At 58.3% G+C, this 16,020-nt stretch carries 11 protein-coding genes; all 11 read left to right on the top strand.

The window, feature by feature from the left end; translation table 11 throughout:
• The 11 genes from DW870_RS01560 (at position 1) to DW870_RS01610 (ending at position 15,839) form a co-directional block, all read left to right on the top strand.
• Complete coding sequence (locus DW870_RS01560; protein WP_117563687.1) at positions 1-1,425, top strand: cell wall metabolism sensor histidine kinase WalK; 1,425 nt, start codon at positions 1-3, stop codon at positions 1,423-1,425.
• 195 nt (positions 1,426-1,620) lie between these two features.
• The gene (locus tag DW870_RS01565; protein ID WP_055250503.1) at positions 1,621-2,277 is read left to right on the top strand and encodes a YveK family protein; all 657 of its coding nucleotides are present in this window, start codon (positions 1,621-1,623) and stop codon (positions 2,275-2,277) included.
• Between the two features lie 2 nt (positions 2,278-2,279).
• Positions 2,280-3,017, top strand: a complete 738-nt coding sequence (locus tag DW870_RS01570) for a CpsD/CapB family tyrosine-protein kinase (RefSeq protein ID WP_117583801.1) — start codon at positions 2,280-2,282, stop codon at positions 3,015-3,017.
• A 17-nt stretch (positions 3,018-3,034) separates the two neighbouring features.
• On the top strand, positions 3,035-3,685 hold the full coding sequence (locus DW870_RS01575) for a tyrosine-protein phosphatase (RefSeq protein ID WP_022094060.1): 651 nt from the start codon (positions 3,035-3,037) through the stop codon (positions 3,683-3,685).
• A 38-nt stretch (positions 3,686-3,723) separates the two neighbouring features.
• On the top strand, positions 3,724-4,224 hold the full coding sequence (locus DW870_RS01580; protein WP_117563685.1) for a GNAT family N-acetyltransferase: 501 nt from the start codon (positions 3,724-3,726) through the stop codon (positions 4,222-4,224).
• A 202-nt stretch (positions 4,225-4,426) separates the two neighbouring features.
• On the top strand, positions 4,427-6,451 hold the full coding sequence (gene htpG, locus DW870_RS01585) for a molecular chaperone HtpG (RefSeq protein ID WP_117876704.1): 2,025 nt from the start codon (positions 4,427-4,429) through the stop codon (positions 6,449-6,451).
• Positions 6,452-6,934: 483 nt separating this feature from the next.
• A complete protein-coding gene (locus tag DW870_RS01590; protein WP_233547373.1) occupies positions 6,935-9,709 on the top strand; it encodes a YhgE/Pip domain-containing protein in 2,775 nt (924 codons plus the stop codon).
• On the top strand, positions 9,710-11,899 hold the full coding sequence (locus DW870_RS01595; RefSeq protein ID WP_117876707.1) for a YhgE/Pip domain-containing protein: 2,190 nt from the start codon (positions 9,710-9,712) through the stop codon (positions 11,897-11,899).
• 200 nt (positions 11,900-12,099) lie between these two features.
• Complete coding sequence (locus DW870_RS01600) at positions 12,100-13,083, top strand: DMT family transporter (protein WP_117876709.1); 984 nt, start codon at positions 12,100-12,102, stop codon at positions 13,081-13,083.
• A gap of 116 nt (positions 13,084-13,199) precedes the next feature.
• Positions 13,200-14,495 carry a M20 family metallopeptidase gene (locus DW870_RS01605; protein ID WP_117797133.1) on the top strand — a complete coding sequence of 432 codons (1,296 nt, stop codon included), beginning with the start codon at positions 13,200-13,202 and terminating at the stop codon, positions 14,493-14,495.
• Between the two features lie 39 nt (positions 14,496-14,534).
• Positions 14,535-15,839, top strand: coding sequence for an MFS transporter (locus DW870_RS01610; RefSeq protein WP_117876711.1), 1,305 nt, complete (start codon positions 14,535-14,537; stop codon positions 15,837-15,839).
• The last annotated feature ends 181 nt before the right edge of the window (positions 15,840-16,020 follow it).

Consider the following 16,020-nt stretch of genomic DNA (forward strand, 5'->3'; position numbering starts at 1 on the left):
GTGGTCTTCGCCCCCCAGGGAAAACAAACGTTGTCGCACCGCGTTTTTGTGACGATCTTTGTTTGCGCCATGGCGGTTATCGTGGCGTTTACGGTGCTGGGTGCGTTCTTTGTGCAAAACACCTTGGCGGATGCCACGAGTGCCAATCTGGCGCAGGAAACCGAGCTCATTGCTGCCGCCCTCGACGAGCAGCAGGAGCCCATCCCGTTCTTGCGTAGCCTCGATCGCGAGGACTTACGCATCACGCTGATTAACAAGGATGGATCGGTTGCCTACGACAACGAGGCGTCGCCTTCCGCACTGCCCAACCATGGTGATCGCCCCGAGGTCATCGAGGCCTTTGAGAGTGGTTTGGGTTCCGCGGAGCGCGCAAGCTCTACGCTCGACGAGATTATGCTGTATCGCGCCGTCACCCTTGATAACGGCCAGGTCGTTCGCTTGGCGCAGGCCCAGCCTGGCGTTGCGGCGATTTTGCTGTCGATGCTGGCGCCGATGCTGCTTATCGCAGCAGCGGGTGCAGTACTCTCGTTTTTTATGGCGCGCCGTGAGTCCCGTGCCATCATCGCGCCGTTACAAGAGGTGGATTTGGATCACCCACGCCGTAGCTATGAGCACGCCTATGCCGAGATGGTTCCCATGCTTGAGCGCATCGAGTCGCAGCGCCAGGAACTCAAGCGCCAAATGGCGGTGCTAGCGGACAACGACCGTATGCGCCGCGAGTTCACGGCGAATATCACCCATGAGCTCAAGACGCCGCTTACGGCGATTTCGGGCTATGCCGAGCTCATCGCAAATGGCATGGTCGAGGGCGAGGACGACCTGCGCAACTTTGGCGGTCGCATCTATCGTGAGGCGGGCCGCTTGGCAGCGCTTGTCAACGACATCCTTACGCTGTCTAACTTGGACGAGGCCGAACGTGCGACTGAAGGCGAGACAGTGCCCATTGGTTCCACGGAGCCTATTGAGCTCTCGCGTGCGATCTACGCGGTTGAGCAGCGTCTTGAACAGGTCGCCCGTCAGGCGAATGTGACGATAAGTCATGAGACCAAGCCTGTGGTCATCGAAGGCGTGTCGCGCTTGATCGACGAGCTCATCTATAATCTGGCAAGCAACGCCATCCGCTACAATCGACCCGGCGGTACGGTTACGTTGCAGTGCGGCACCAACGACGAAGACCATCCGTTCCTCGCTGTCGCCGACACGGGAATCGGTATCGCGCCTGAAGAACAGGGCAAGGTATTTGAGCGGTTCTATCGCGTGGACAAGAGTAGGTCCAAGGCACGCGGCGGAACCGGCCTGGGGCTTGCCATTGTCAAGCATGCGGCCCTGTATCATCACGCCACGCTCGATCTGTCGAGTGAGTTGGGCGTGGGAACCACCATTACGGTGACGTTTCCCATACAGCAGGACGAGCCATTCGCATAGCGATACAACATAGATATTGATGTAGACGCCGCATTTGACTTTCGGGTGCGGCGTTGTTGCGCAATTTTACGATTGCTTCCGACATTTTTACAGGAGAGCCTGTTTCTTATGTATAGAGTTTGGTCTCGGTAAAAAGATGCGATAACATACGGACAGTTTTGTCAATCCGAACTGGGGAAATGAAAGGCAAGCTGCATGACCCTTCTCGAACTGTTCCAGCTGCTGAAGAAGCACCTCAAGCTGGTCATCACCCTTCCGGTGGTCTGCGCGATCGCCATGGGCATCGTGTCCTTCGTTGCGATGGACAACACCTATACCGCGACGACGAGCATGTACATTCTCGCCAAGACCGACGATAGCGGTCAGATGAGCTACAACGATCTCTCGGCGAGCCAGATGCTTTCCAACGATATCGCCACGCTGCTGGATAGCGATAGCGTTAAGAGCGGCGCCGCCAAAGAACTGGGCCTTACCGATCTGGATGACTACAAGGTGTCTGTTTCCTCCGAGACCACCACGCGTGTCATTACGCTTTCGGTTACCGGCACCGATGCCAAGGAGACGGCTGAGGTCGCAAAGGCCATTGCCAGCTCGGTGAGTACGGTCGCTCAGAACGTCGGCGCTGCCCAGAGCATCAACGTTATCGACGAGGCTAAGACCCCCGAAGCCCCCAGCGGCCCCAAGCGCACGCTGTATATTGCCGTCGCGTTCCTCGCCGGTATCTTTATCGCAGTTGCCTATGTCGTTTTGGCAGACATGCTCAATACCCGCATCCGCGGTGCCGAAGAGGCAGAAGAGCTCCTGGGTATTCCCGTTGTTGGCCGAATTCCGGCTATGAAAGGTGGTAAATAGGCATGGCTAAGGCAAAGAACACCGATAAGCTCGTTGTGCAGAATGCCGCCAAGACCCTTCTGGCCAACATCCGCTTTGCGAGCGTGGATGACCCCATTCGCACCATCACCGTTACCTCCTCGATTCCCAACGAGGGCAAGTCTACGGTTTCCATTAACCTTGCTCAGGCAATCGCCACGAGCGGCAAGAGTGTCCTGCTGGTCGAGGCTGATATGCGTCGCAGGTCCCTTGCCGATATGCTCGGCGTCCGCTCCCGCGGCGGACTCTATGCAGTCCTGTCCGAGCAGGTTTCTATCGACCAGGCGATTGTCGAGACGGGTCAGAAGAACTTCTACTTCCTCGATGCCGAGCCGCACATTCCCAATCCTGCCGACATCATCGTCTCCCATCGCTTTGCCAAGCTGGTAAAGGCACTGTCCGCCAAGTTCCAGTACGTCATCTTCGATGCTCCCCCGGTCGGCACCTTCATCGATGCTGCCGAGATTGCCAGCCTGACCGACGGCGCGCTGTTCGTGGTGCGCGAGAACTTTACCAAGCGCGAAGAGGCGCTCAACGCCATCGGTCAGCTTAAGAAGTCCGAGAAGGTCAAGCTCATCGGTACCGTCATGAATTACTGTGAGACCGAGACCAGCGAGTACTACTATTCTTACTACACCAAGGACGGTAAGAAGGTTAAGAAGGGCTCCGACAATCAGGGGACTTCCAAAAAGGGCATCTTCACCAACCGAGCAAACGTTTAGTTGATTAAGGCTGACCTATGCGTGACATTCATTGCCATATCTTGCCGGGTGTAGACGACGGCGCCGCCGATCTCGATGAGAGCTTGGCGATGCTCGAGGCTGCCAAGCGGGCCGGTGTAACCAGAATCGTTTGCACTCCTCACTGCCGTGATCCCTATTTTGATTACGACAAGATGTGGGATGCCTTTGAGCTGCTGCGTGATAACGCTGACGGTTTTCCGCTCCAGATGGGCTTCGAGGTCAACCATCGAAAGCTCGTTGAGCTTGGTATCGATGCCGCGGAGCACCTGCATTTCGATGGGACCAACGAGTTTCTGCTCGAGCTTTCGACGCATGCCGATGCGTATGCGTTTAGAGAGTACGAGAACACGATTTACGATTTGCAGTGCCGTGGCTACCAGGTGATCATCGCTCATCCTGAGCGCTATCGTGCGGTTCAAAAGGATGTAAGCGTGGCGGAGCGCCTGGTCGATATGGGCTGCAAGCTGCAAGCTTCGGCGGACTTTATTGCCGGCGGTCGCTTTGGTCGCGAGAAAAAGCCGGCACAGCGCCTGTTCGATCAGAACCTGTACAGCTTCATCGCGAGCGATGCCCATAACGTGGGTCATTACGATTGCCTGGCGAAGGCTCGCGCGAAGTTTAGCGTGCGCGGAGCTCATTTTCGCTAAAATCTGTCCCTAACGTTCGCATTGAATGAAAGGGCAGCATGGATATCCAACTTAAGACGGGATGCTTTGATGACGCGGCGTTGGTGCGCCGCGTCGTTTTTATGGACGAGCAGGGCTACGAGAATGAGTTCGACGCTATCGACGAGGATCCGAACTGCATTCATGTGACGCTCTATGTAGACGGCGAGCTTGCTGGTTGCTCGCGCGTGTTTCCCGAAGAGCTTGAGCGCGCGGCTGACGCAGGGGCTCCGGTGTCGCCGGCGTGCGACTTGGACGAAGGCGTCGCGGCGGGGGAGACCTACATTATGGGGCGCGTGGCTGTGCTGCCGAGCATGCGCCGTCGCGGTCTGGCGAGCAAGATTGTCGAGGCCAGTGATACGTGCGCGCGTGATGCCGGCGCCAAGCTCATTAAGCTGCATGCGCAGGAATACGTGCTGCCGCTCTATGCCAAGGCGGGCTACACGCAGATTGCCCCGGTGGACTACGAAGACGAGGGCCAGCCCCATGCTTGGATGGCCAAGCGCGTAGATGGCAGATAGGGACGTTCCTTTCCTGCCGGCAGTCGGGGACACTCCTTGGCAATTGGCGTATCAGAGCGTTTAGACATACAGTTTTTCGATTCCGTATGTATATATGCGCGCTAATGGGTTATAAAATCTAAGTCTGGACATAGCAGGTCTGCGATGCGGCTCGGGCAACCGGGCCGTTTTTGCGGACGGGGGTAGCGCGAAAGGACTGCACATGCGTCAATTTAAGACCGAGAGCAAAAAACTGCTCGACCTCATGATCAACTCCATCTACACCAATAAGGAAATCTTCCTGCGCGAGCTTATCTCTAATGCGAGTGACGCCGTCGACAAGCTCAACTTTAAGAGCCTGCAGGACCCGAGTGTCAAGCTCGACCAGGGCGACCTGGCTATTCGCGTCTCTTTTGATAAAGACGCCCGCACCATTACCATCTCGGATAACGGCATTGGCATGACCGCCGAGGAGCTCGAGCGCAATCTGGGCACCATCGCCCATTCCGGCTCCGAGGAGTTTAAGACCGAGAACGCCGAGCAACAGGGCTCCGATGTCGACATCATCGGCCAGTTTGGCGTGGGCTTCTACTCCGCCTTTATGGTCGCCAGCCACGTGAAGGTCGTCAGCCGCGCTTATGGCGAGGACACCGCCCACGTTTGGGAGTCCGACGGTCTTGAGGGCTACACCATCGAGGATGGCGAGCGTGCTGAGCACGGTACCGATGTCATCCTGACGCTGCGCGAGAACGAGAAGCTCGACGCCGACGGCGAGGCCGAGACCTACGATCGCTTCCTGACCGAGTGGGGCCTCAAGAGCCTGATTCAGCAGTACAGCAACTATGTGCGCTACCCGATTCAGATGATGGTGAGCAAGAGCCGCCAGAAACCCAAGCCCGAGGACGCCGGCGACGACTACAAGCCCGAGTACGAGGACTACCAGGAGCTCGAGACCATCAACTCCATGACGCCGATTTGGAAAAAGCGCAGCTCCGACGTTGAGCAGAAGGATTACAACGAGTTCTACAAGTCCACGTTCCACGACTTTGACGATCCCGCGCGCACTATCAGCTTCCATGCCGAGGGTACGCTTGAGTACGATGCGCTGCTGTTTGTGCCGGGTCGCGCCCCGTTCGATCTGTACAGCAAGGACTACGAGAAGGGCCTGGCGCTCTACAGTTCCAACGTGCTGATTATGGAGAAGTGCGACGACCTGCTGCCCGACTACTACAACTTTGTGCGCGGTGTCGTGGACTCTGCCGACGTGACGCTCAATATTTCGCGTGAGACGCTGCAACAGAACCGTCAGCTCAAGGCCATTGCCAAGCGTGTCGAGAAGAAGATCACTGCCGATCTTGAGGACATGCGCGATAACGACCGCGAGGCATACGAGAAGTTCTTTGAGAACTTTGGTCGCGGTCTGAAGTACGGCATCTACTCGAGCTACGGCATGAAGGCCGACGAGCTCGCCGACCTGTTGCTGTTCTGGTCTGCCAAGGAGCAGAAGATGATCACCCTTGCCGAGTATGCCAAGGGCATGCCCGAGGGCCAGAAGGCAATCTACTATGCCGCCGGCGATTCGCGCGAGCGTCTGGCCAAGATGCCCGTCGTGAAGGGCGTGCTCGACCGCGGCTACGATGTATTGCTGCTGACGCAGGACGTGGATGAGTTCACCTTCCAGGCCATGCGTGAGTACGTGGCTGCCGATATGCCCAAGGTCTACGAGGATGACGCTGCTCGCGAGGCTGCCGAGAAGGCAGTTGCCGATGGTGCCGAGCCCGAGGTCGAGGATCGTCACCTGGAGCTTAAGAACGTCGCGACCGGCGATCTTGACATGGCGACCGATGACGAGAAGAAGGAGGCCGAGGACGCCACCAAGGAAAACGAGGACCTCTTTAGCGCTATGAAGGAGGCGCTCGGTGACAAGGTCGAGAAGGTTGCCGTCTCTGCGCGTCTGACTGACGCTCCCGCCTGCATCACCACCGAGGGTCCGCTTTCGCTCGAGATGGAGAAGGTGCTCCAGAAGGGACCCGAGGGCGCGCCCGACGGCATGCCCAAGAGCCAGCGCGTGCTCGAGCTCAACGCCAAGCACCCGGTCTTTGACAAGCTTGTCGCTGCCCAGAAGGCAGGTGACGCCGACAAGATCAAGCAGTACTCCGGCCTGCTCTACGATCAGGCCCTGCTGGTCGAGGGCATTCTGCCTGAGGACCCCGTTGCCTTCGCGGCGGCTGTTTGCAACTTGATGTAGTTAAGTAGTTACGCCTTTGGGTCCGCCGTTCTAACGAACCTATTGGTTCCGTCGTTCTAACGAACGACGGACCGGTCGACGCTGCAAACGCCCCTAAGCGGCAATCTGACGTTCAATCGTCGGTCGCGTACCAAAGTACGCTTCCCTCCTCTTTCACGTCACCTTGCTCGCTCAGGGGCGTTTTCGCTGACTTATGCTCAACCTGCGACGCTTTCGTGGCCCTAAGTAGTCATCGGGGACGTTCTTGTTTGACTGGTCGTTTAAGAACGCCCCCGATGACTATTCGGATTGTTAATTTGTGCGGGTTGTGGTTTTGCGACCTGCTGAAATTTGAGATACTGTACAACTGTACGTTAACTAATCTTCGTAGTATATTGCTACCCGCAAAACTCAATACCATTGTGCTTCGAGACGCTAAAGCGCCTACGTACAATGGTTGTTGATAGTACGATTTGATTCAACGACAGGATGGATGGTCTAAGCGTGAGTCTCGGCAGCAAACTATCCAACGCAAAGGTATCCTTTGCGATCTTTAAGCGTGACATCAAGCGATTGCTCGTGAACCCCGTCGCCTTGGTGGTTACCCTCGGCGTGTGTGTTATTCCCTCGCTGTATGCCTGGTACAACATCGTGGCAAACTGGGATCCGTACGGAAACACCCAGGGCATCAAGATTGCTATCGCCAACAACGACCAGGGAACCCAAAACGACCTGGTGGGCGAGCTCAATGCGGGCGACAAGGTCGTCGATCAGCTCAAGGAAAACGATCAGCTGGGCTGGACCTTCGTCGATTCGGCCGCCGATGCCAAAGAGGGCGTCGAGAGTGGTGAGTACTATGCGGCCATCGTAATCCCCAAGAACTTCTCAGATAACCTGGTCTCGATGCTCGACGGCAATTACCATCAGCCCAAGCTCACGTACTACGTCAACGAGAAGAAGAGCGCTATTGCGCCCAAGGTCACCGACACTGGCGCCAATACCATCGAGGAGCAGATCAACTCGGAGTTTGTCTCCACGGTGGGCGAGACCGTCGCGGGCATTGCTAAAGATGCTGGCATCGACCTTAAAGACAAGGCGACCCAGACCCGGGATTCGCTGGCGGGCTCGGTGTCCGAGGCGTCTGATACCCTGGGCGAAGTACGCGATTCCATCGGCGACATGAACACCGCCATCGACAAGACGAGCAGCTCGATTGCTTCGGCCGATGCTGCGCTGGCGGGCCTGCAGGGGCAGGCGCCCTCTCTAACGCAGGCGATCTCCCAGGGCAACGACCTGCTGGGCGAGGCTCGCGCCACGGCGGGCAACTCTATCACCTCGCTCTCCAAGGCACTCTCGGAAGGTAGCCTTGCACTCACCAAGACGTCAGCCTCCGCGAACGCTGCGATTGGCAAGCTAACGGGTACGGTCACATCTACGACCACCCGCATCGACAACTCGCTCGAGTCTCTCCAGGCGACGATCGATCACAATAAGGTCGTTATCGGACACTTGGAGATTCTCGTTAATGACGCGTCGACAGGTTCCGAGGAAATTGACGCGCGCATTGTATCGACCATCGATTCGCTTCGCGAGCAAAACCAGAAGCTGCAGAGCATCAAGGATGGCCTTTCCGCACAGTCGAGCGCCATGGCAAACGACGCTACGGCAATCTCGAACGCGAGCAACGCACTCAACGCGGCAATTCAGACCGGTACGGCTAACCTCGGTCAGGCTCAGACCGATCTGGGTCAGAACGCACTTCCGAAGGCTTCGAGCGCGCTTGATTCCTTTGCCGCCGTTTCGGGCGATTTGACCGGCATTGTGTCGGGTATGACCCCCACGATAGCGAGCGCGCGCGGCACGCTGGCGCAGCTCGACGCCACGCTCAAGCAGGCAAAGACCACGCTATCCCAAACCGACGCCTCCCTTGCCAAGGTTCAGGACAAGCTCGCGACCGCCGCCAATGACATTGCGGCGCTGCGGACCTCTGAGTCTATGGGCGAGTTAGCCGACCTCATGGACGTCGACGTCAATGACGTGGCAGATTTCATGGCATCTCCGGTTGAGCTGACGTCCAAGTCAATCTATCCGGTCAAGAGCTTTGGCTCGGGCATCGCGCCCTTCTACACCAATCTGGCGCTGTGGGTAGGCGGCTATGTGCTCATCGCTATCTATAAACTCGAGGTCGACCGCGAGGGCATCGGTAGCTTTACGGCGCGTCAGGGCTACTTTGGCCGCTGGCTGCTGCTGGTGATCCTGGGCGCGTTCCAGGCCATTATCGTTACGGTGGGCGACCTGGTCATTGGCGTTCAGTGCGTCAATCCGCTGCTCTTTGTACTGGGCGGCATCGCTATTTCGTTCACCTACGTCAACATCATCTATGCGCTGTCCACCACGTTTAAGCATATCGGTAAAGCCATTGGCGTCATCCTCGTCATTGTGCAGATCCCCGGCTCGTCGGGCATGTATCCCATCGAGATGATGCCCGGCTTCTTCCAATGGCTGCATCCGCTGCTGCCCTTCACTTATGGCATCAACCTGCTGCGCGAGACCGTCGGTGGCATGTATTCGTTCAACTACCTGTTCAACCTGTGCATCCTGGGCGTGTTCCTTGCCATCGCGCTCTTTATCGGTCTGCAGCTGCGCCCGTTGCTGCTCAACCTCAATCTGCTCTTTGATAAGCAGCTTTCCACGACGGGCCTCATGATCTGCGAGTCCAACGACCTACCGCGCCAGCGCTATTCGCTGCGCACGGCCATGCGCGTCATGCTCGATTCGGATTCGTACCGTCGCGAGCTGCTCGATCATGCCGTGGCGTTTGAGCATCGCTACCCGTACTACATCAAGGGCGGTTTTGCCGCCGTGGTAGGCGTGCAGGTTCTGCTCTTTGTGCTTTCGACGGTGCTCGATATCGACAATAACGGCAAGATCATCCTGCTCGTTATCTGGATTATCTCGGTCATTGCCATCTGCGGCTGGCTCATCAACATCGAGTACATCCGTGCAAGCCTCAACACACAGATGCGCATCTCGGCGCTTTCGGACGAGGACTTGCGCCGCGAGATGCGCGAGCACACGGCTGCCATCCCTGCCGCCCGTCGCATGTTTGGTCTCAACGCCAGCGAGCGGGGCACCAAGGACAGCGAACAGCCCACGAGCCGTCTGCCGCATATTGGTGCGCATCGTAAGGCTCAAGATGCCGACGGCGCTGACAACGTAAACGGAAACGACGGGGACACCACCTCGCTTGGCAAGCACTCTAAAGGAGGTGAGGCATAAATGAAAAACATCCTGCACCTGTTTAAGCGCGATGTCCAAAACGTGTCTCGCTCCGTGATCGGCATGGTCGTCGTGATGGGCCTGATCATCGTGCCATGTCTCTATGCATGGTTTAACATCGCCGGAAGCTGGGATCCCTACGGCAATACCGGCAACCTTAAGATTGCAGTGGTCAACACCGATGAGGGTTACGAGAGCGATCTGATTCCCGTCGAGGTCAACGTGGGCGAAAACGTAACCGCCACCCTGCGCGGCAACGAGAACTTCGACTGGGTCGTCCTCAACGACCGTGATAAGGCGATTGAGGGCGTTAAGTCGGGCGCGTACTACGCTGCCGTCGTTATCCCTAAAACGTTTAGCGCCGACATGATGACGCTTTTCTCGACCGAGGTGAAGCACGCCGATATCGAGTTCTATGAGAATCAGAAGGCCAACGCCATCGCACAGATCGTGACTGAAAAGGGTTCGAGCGCCGTCCAGAGTCAGGTCAACGAGACCTTTACCAAGACCATCACGACCATCGGCCTTAAGACCGTGTCCAGCCTGCTCGACTATATGAGTACCGACCAGGTGAGCAGCTTTATCGCCAATCTGTCCTCGACGCTGGGCGATTCGGTCGAGGACCTGCAGGACGTTCAGGCGAGTGCGACGTCGCTCGCGGGCATTTTGAGCTCCACGTCCGATTCACTGACATCGGCGGGCGGCATGCTCAAGCAGACGGGCACCGTTGATGAGTCGACGAAGCAGCTGATGGAGCACGCCAAGAGTGGCATCAATGATTCCAAGGAAGCGCTCAAGGCCGCCAACGATGCCGTTGACGCGGCGATTGACGGAAGCGCGGGCTCGTTCGACAACGTGTCCGCCGAGCTTGCGAAGGCATTCGATGCCGCGAATCAGCATGTTTACCTTACGGTGTCTCAGCTCAACGAAGCCGCAGCGGCGCTCAATACGCGTGCTGACGATATCGATGCGATGACCGATCAGCTCCGTAACCTTGCCGACCAGGTGAGTGATGACAAGCTCAAAGACGGTCTCGAGTCCGCTGCGACGTCGCTGGGCAGAATTGCCGTGGAGTACCGCAACAATGCGAAGGACCTGACGGCGACCGCAAAGTCCCTTTCGGACGGCATGGCGGAGGTCAACAACTCGCGTGCCGAGGTCGACCAGGCCATCGCCGATGCCAAGGCGGGTATCTCGGGAGCCAAGTCCGACTACGATTCCACGTTCTCGGTTAAGGCCAAGGAGCTCAAGAAGACCATTTCGGGCGTTCTGGATTCCCTGAACGGTATCTCGGGTGACTTGGATAGCGCCGTGAGCGGTCTGACCGACGCCTCTGGCTCGCTCGCAAAGGGCCTCTCCAAGGCTGCGACGCTGGTCAACAAGGCTTCCGATCAGCTGGGTGAGGCATCGGACAAGATCAGCGCCTTTAAGGACGAGCTCGATGGCGCCCTGATGTCGGACGACCTTGCCACGATCAAGACGATGATTGGCAACGACCCCGAGGGTTTGGCCGTGTCGCTTTCCGGTCCCGTCGCGCTCGATCGCAAGCCGGTCTATCCGATCCGCAACTACGGTTCGGCCATGGCGCCGTTCTACACGATTCTGTCGCTTTGGGTCGGCTCGATCGTGCTGGCAGCCATGATGAAGGTGTCGGTTGACGATGAACTTATCAACGAGCTCATCCCCGTACGCCTGCACGAGATCTATCTGGGCCGTTACCTGTTCTTTGGCGGTTTGGCCCTGCTGCAGGCAACGCTCGTGTGCGCGGGCGACATTCTGTTCTTTGGCATTCAGTGCGACAACCCGCTGCAGTTTGTGCTGGCGGGCTGGGTCGCGAGTCTCGTGTTCTCCAATATCGTCTACACGCTCACCGTGTCGTTTGGCGATATCGGCAAGGCGCTCGCCGTCGTGCTGCTGGTCATGCAGGTCGGCGGTTCGGGCGGCACGTTCCCCATCGAGATGACCGGCCCCGTGTTCCAGGCGATCTATCCGTTCCTGCCGTTCACCCACGGCATCAACGCCATGCATGCCGCCATGGCTGGCGCCTACCATATGGAGTACTGGATTGAGCTGGGTATCTTGGCGAGCTATCTGATTCCGTCGCTGGCACTGGGCGTCGTCTTCCGCCGCCCGGTCATCAAAGCCAACGACTGGATCATCGAAAAGCTGGAGTCGACTAAGTTGATCTAGTTCAGCCAGGTAAACGCCGTCGGAACATCGAGATCTTCCAGTTTGATACTTTATTATGCTGGATTGCGATGCAACACCGGTTGTTGCTACAGTAGCGGGGCGTACCGGGGGTCCGGTGCGCCCCGTTTTATTTGACCATGAGGCGGCACGCGGCCATGCACGTGCGGACACCACGCCCAGACTGAGCGCGAGGATGCCCTATGGCCCAGAATGCCGTTGATGAAATCGAAAACATGCCCGATAGCCCTGTAGCGCGCGAAGACCTGGGTGCCGGCGGCACCTCCCGCGGCGCCGGCGCGCGTTCTCCGTTCTTCTGGAAGGTCTTGCTGCTTTCGGTGGCGGTCATCTGGGGCTATTCCTTTACCACCATGAAAGATGCGCTCGATACCGTTCCGGTGTTCGAGCTGGTCTACGTTCGCTTTCTCCCGGCTTCGCTGGTTATGTTCGCCATCTTCCGTAAACGCATCATCGCACACTTTAATGCTCGCAACCTTATCGTCGGGCTGGGCATGGGTGCGCTCATGTGGGGAGCATACGGACTGCAGACGATTGGCCTGGCACAGACCACGGCAGGCAAGAGTGCATTTTTGACGGGCACGTACTGTATCCTTGTGCCGTTTGCCAGCTATGTCCTGAGCGGCGAAAAGCTCACTCGCTATAACCTGGGTGCGGCACTGCTGTGCCTGGCGGGCATTGGCCTGGTGGCACTCGATAGCGTCGAGTTCAATATCGGCGATGCCATTACGCTGGGCGGCGCGGTCTTCTTCGCCATCCAGATGGCGGTGACCGCCAAGTACGGTCGCAAAATGGACATCAACGTCATCACGTTTTGGATGTTTGTGGGCAATGGCATCCTAAGCCTGGTCTCGTCGCTGCTATTCGAGACCCAGGCGCCTCTGTCCGTGTGGACGCCGAATTTTATCTGTGTGATGGCGTTTCTCTCGGTGGGCTGCACATGCGTGGCTCTGCTCATCCAAAACGTCGGCCTGGCGCATGTCCCGGCTTCGACGGGCTCGCTGCTCCTTTCGATGGAATCGCCTTCGGGCGTGTTGTTTTCGGTGCTGCTGATGGGGGAGGCGCTCACCTCGCGCCTGCTCGCCGGCTTTGTGCTTATCTTCCTGTCGATTATCTTGAGCGAGACTCACTTCGATTTTTTGCGTCGAAAGCCGCGCTCGCAATTGTAAACAACTTGTTGCGCCGCCCTCCTGGGGCGGCGTTTTTTATGACTCGCCTTTAAAGTTGTACCTTGCACTTTACGCTATCAAAGTGCTTACTGCAAAAACGTTACTGGAGGGCATTTATGGCACCAGCTCAGTCCGATCTTCAACCGCAATCAGCGCCCAAGGCCACCGCAGCGGCGCAGGCCGCTATCGGTGACGGTCTCGTTGCAGAAGCTCAGGCTTTTGCAGACGAGCTCGCTGCGTGGCGACACGATTTACACCAGATGCCCGAGCTGGGTAATAGCCTCCCACAGACCTCTGCGTATATTCAAGCGCGCCTGACCGAGATGGAAATCCCATTTGCCACGCTCGTCGATGGTTCCTGTGTCGTGGGCCTTGTCGGCGCCGGCGCCGCCGCGGCCCAGGGCAATGGCGTCTGCACGGACGAACAGGCCGGTACGGTCATCATGCTCCGTGGCGACATGGATGCCCTGCCCGTTGCCGAAGAGTCAGGCGAGCCTTTCGCCTCTACGAACGGCTGCATGCACGCATGTGGACACGATATGCACGCGACGGCGTTGCTTGGAGCGGCGCGCCTGCTCAAGGCCCGCGAGTCTGCGCTTGTCGACGCCAACGCCACGGTTAAGTTGCTGTTCCAGCCGGGCGAGGAAACCTTTGAGGGTGCCCGCGCCGCCATCGCCGACGGTCTGCTGCAGAACCCGCGTCCCCAGGCCGCCTTTGCCATGCATGTCAATAGCCAGTCGCCGCTTGGCCTGGTGCTCTACGGCAGCCCGGCGCTCTCGGGCGTGTACGGTTTTCGCATCACGCTTCAGGGCAAGGGCGGCCATGGCTCGAGCCCCGAGATCTGCATCGACCCCATCACGGCCGGCGTCCATGTGCATCTGGCGCTTCAGGAGCTTATCTCTCGCGAGGTGCCGGCGGCCAAGGAGGTCGCGCTTACCGTTGGCAAGTTCGCCGGCGGTCAGGCCGCAAATGTCATCCCCGACACTTGTGTGCTCGAGGGAACGCTGCGTGGCTTCGACGTCGAGCTCATGGAGCACCTCAAGACCCGCATCGCGGAGGTCGTCAAAGGCGTTGCCACGACCTATCGTACGCCGGCGACTATCGAGACACTCTCGGATGTTCCCCCGCTCGTACTCGACGACGGCATGACGCAGGCGTCGCTTGGCTACGTGGGCGCGGTGCTGCCCAAGTCCGCCTTCCTGCCGCTGTTCCACGCCATGGCGAGCGAGGACTTCGCGTTGATCTCGAGCGAGATCCCGAGCGCGTACTTTACCGTGGGCGCTGCTGTGACTGATACGGACGAGCATTTTGCTCAGCATCATCCCAAGGCACGTTTTAGCGATGCCGAGCTTCCCCTTGGCGCCGCGGCTTATGCCGCCGTCGCTTTGGGCTACATCGCCGACCACCGGTAGCACCCAATCTTGCTACTCGTTTGCTTAAAAAGGAACAGTATGTCTCAGCAACGTAAGTTCTTCCCCGGCTGGCTCGTGGTGGCCTCCGGCTTTGTGATCATGGCCACGTGCTACACCATTTTCGTCAACTGCATGAGCCTGTTCCAGCCGCTCATCGTCAGCGACTTGGGGATATCTCTTGCGCAGTACAACATCTCCAATGCGATCTCCACGGTGGTGAGCGTTATCGGATCGCTTGTCATTGGCCATGTTGCCGACAAGGTTAGTGGTCGTATTTTGGGTTCGCTTACCGTCATCGCCACCTCGGCGGTGCTCGTGGGCATGAGCTTTGTCGGTGAGCTGTGGCAGGTCTACGTGCTCTTTGCCGTCTCGGGCTGCTTCGCCGTCGCATCGACCCGTCTGCTTATTAGCCTGGTGACCGCTAATTGGTTTACCGCCAAGCGCGGTCTTGCCATCTCCATCGCGCTTTCGGGCTCGGGCTTTGGCGGTGCCATCCTTTCGCCGATTGTGAGTTCACTTATCGTGAGCGTGGGTTGGCGCTCCGCCTTTCTGGTGCTTGCCGCCGTCTGCATGGTGGCGGCGCTGCCCATCACGGCGTATTCCTTCCGCACCAAACCTTCCGAGATTGGCCTGAAGCCGCTCGGCGAGAACCCGGGCGATCCGTCCGTCTCGACGGCTGGCGACAAGGACGAGCGCACGGCGCCCGAGGTTAACGTTGGCTGGTCTCGCATCAAGAAGAGCCCGGCGTTTTGGCTGCTCGTCGTCGCCTTTCTCTTTATGGGCCTCGTTAACGGCGCCATTTTGCCCAACCAGGTCACCAACATGACGAGCGTTACCGTCAACGGTGCCAAGATCGTCACGGGTGGCCACGACCCCATGTGGGCCGGTACGGTTCTTTCGGCCTACATGGTCACCGTCGTTATCGCCAAGATTTCGCTCGGCGCCATTTACGACCGTTTTGGCCTGCGCTTTGGCAATGTGCTGGGTTCTGTCGCGTGCATCATCGCCTGCGCCGCCCTGTGCTTTCCCGCAACCGACCTTGGCCCCATTGTGGCTGCCATTAGCTTTGGAATCGGAACGTGCATGGGCACCATCACGCCTACCATTGCCGCGTCCAAGCAGTTTGGCATGGCCGACCTGGGCAAGGTAACGGGCACCATCACCTCGCTCGAGATGGTTGGCGGCACGGTGGGCGCCATCGTCTCGGGAATACTGTTCGATGCCACGGGCTCCTTTACGAGCACATGGATCGTGTGCCTGGCGTGCTCGGTGGCAATGCTGGTGTTCCTGCTGGCGTCTGAGCCCATCGCGGCTAAGCTGCGCGCGAGCGTGGCGGGGGAGTAGGGACGACGTCGCTCGTAGCTCTTTGCCCCGTTTTGTCCGTGGCTGCCTTGGAAGCCGAATGGATGCTCGTACCGTCATTCGGTTTCCCATGCAGCCACGGGCTCAAGAGATGACCCGAAGTCTTTCCGTCCAACGGATTTTGTGATCCGAAGAGGCGGAAGGATTGCAGATTGCACACCGC

It is taken from the genome of Collinsella sp. AM38-1BH (genome assembly GCF_003467545.1).
Taxonomy (GTDB): domain Bacteria; phylum Actinomycetota; class Coriobacteriia; order Coriobacteriales; family Coriobacteriaceae; genus Collinsella.

What these genes read in the sequence shown, in the direction of transcription:
- DW870_RS01565 (WP_055250503.1), top strand. Translation starts at nt 1,621, where the DNA reads ATGACCCTTCTCGAACTGTTCCAGCTGCTGAAGAAGCACCTCAAGCTG.
- DW870_RS01570 (WP_117583801.1), top strand. Translation starts at nt 2,280, where the DNA reads ATGGCTAAGGCAAAGAACACCGATAAGCTCGTTGTGCAGAATGCCGCC.
- DW870_RS01575 (WP_022094060.1), top strand. Translation starts at nt 3,035, where the DNA reads ATGCGTGACATTCATTGCCATATCTTGCCGGGTGTAGACGACGGCGCC.
- DW870_RS01580 (WP_117563685.1), top strand. Translation starts at nt 3,724, where the DNA reads ATGGATATCCAACTTAAGACGGGATGCTTTGATGACGCGGCGTTGGTG.
- htpG (WP_117876704.1), top strand. Translation starts at nt 4,427, where the DNA reads ATGCGTCAATTTAAGACCGAGAGCAAAAAACTGCTCGACCTCATGATC.
- DW870_RS01595 (WP_117876707.1), top strand. Translation starts at nt 9,710, where the DNA reads ATGAAAAACATCCTGCACCTGTTTAAGCGCGATGTCCAAAACGTGTCT.
- DW870_RS01600 (WP_117876709.1), top strand. Translation starts at nt 12,100, where the DNA reads ATGGCCCAGAATGCCGTTGATGAAATCGAAAACATGCCCGATAGCCCT.
- DW870_RS01605 (WP_117797133.1), top strand. Translation starts at nt 13,200, where the DNA reads ATGGCACCAGCTCAGTCCGATCTTCAACCGCAATCAGCGCCCAAGGCC.
- DW870_RS01610 (WP_117876711.1), top strand. Translation starts at nt 14,535, where the DNA reads ATGTCTCAGCAACGTAAGTTCTTCCCCGGCTGGCTCGTGGTGGCCTCC.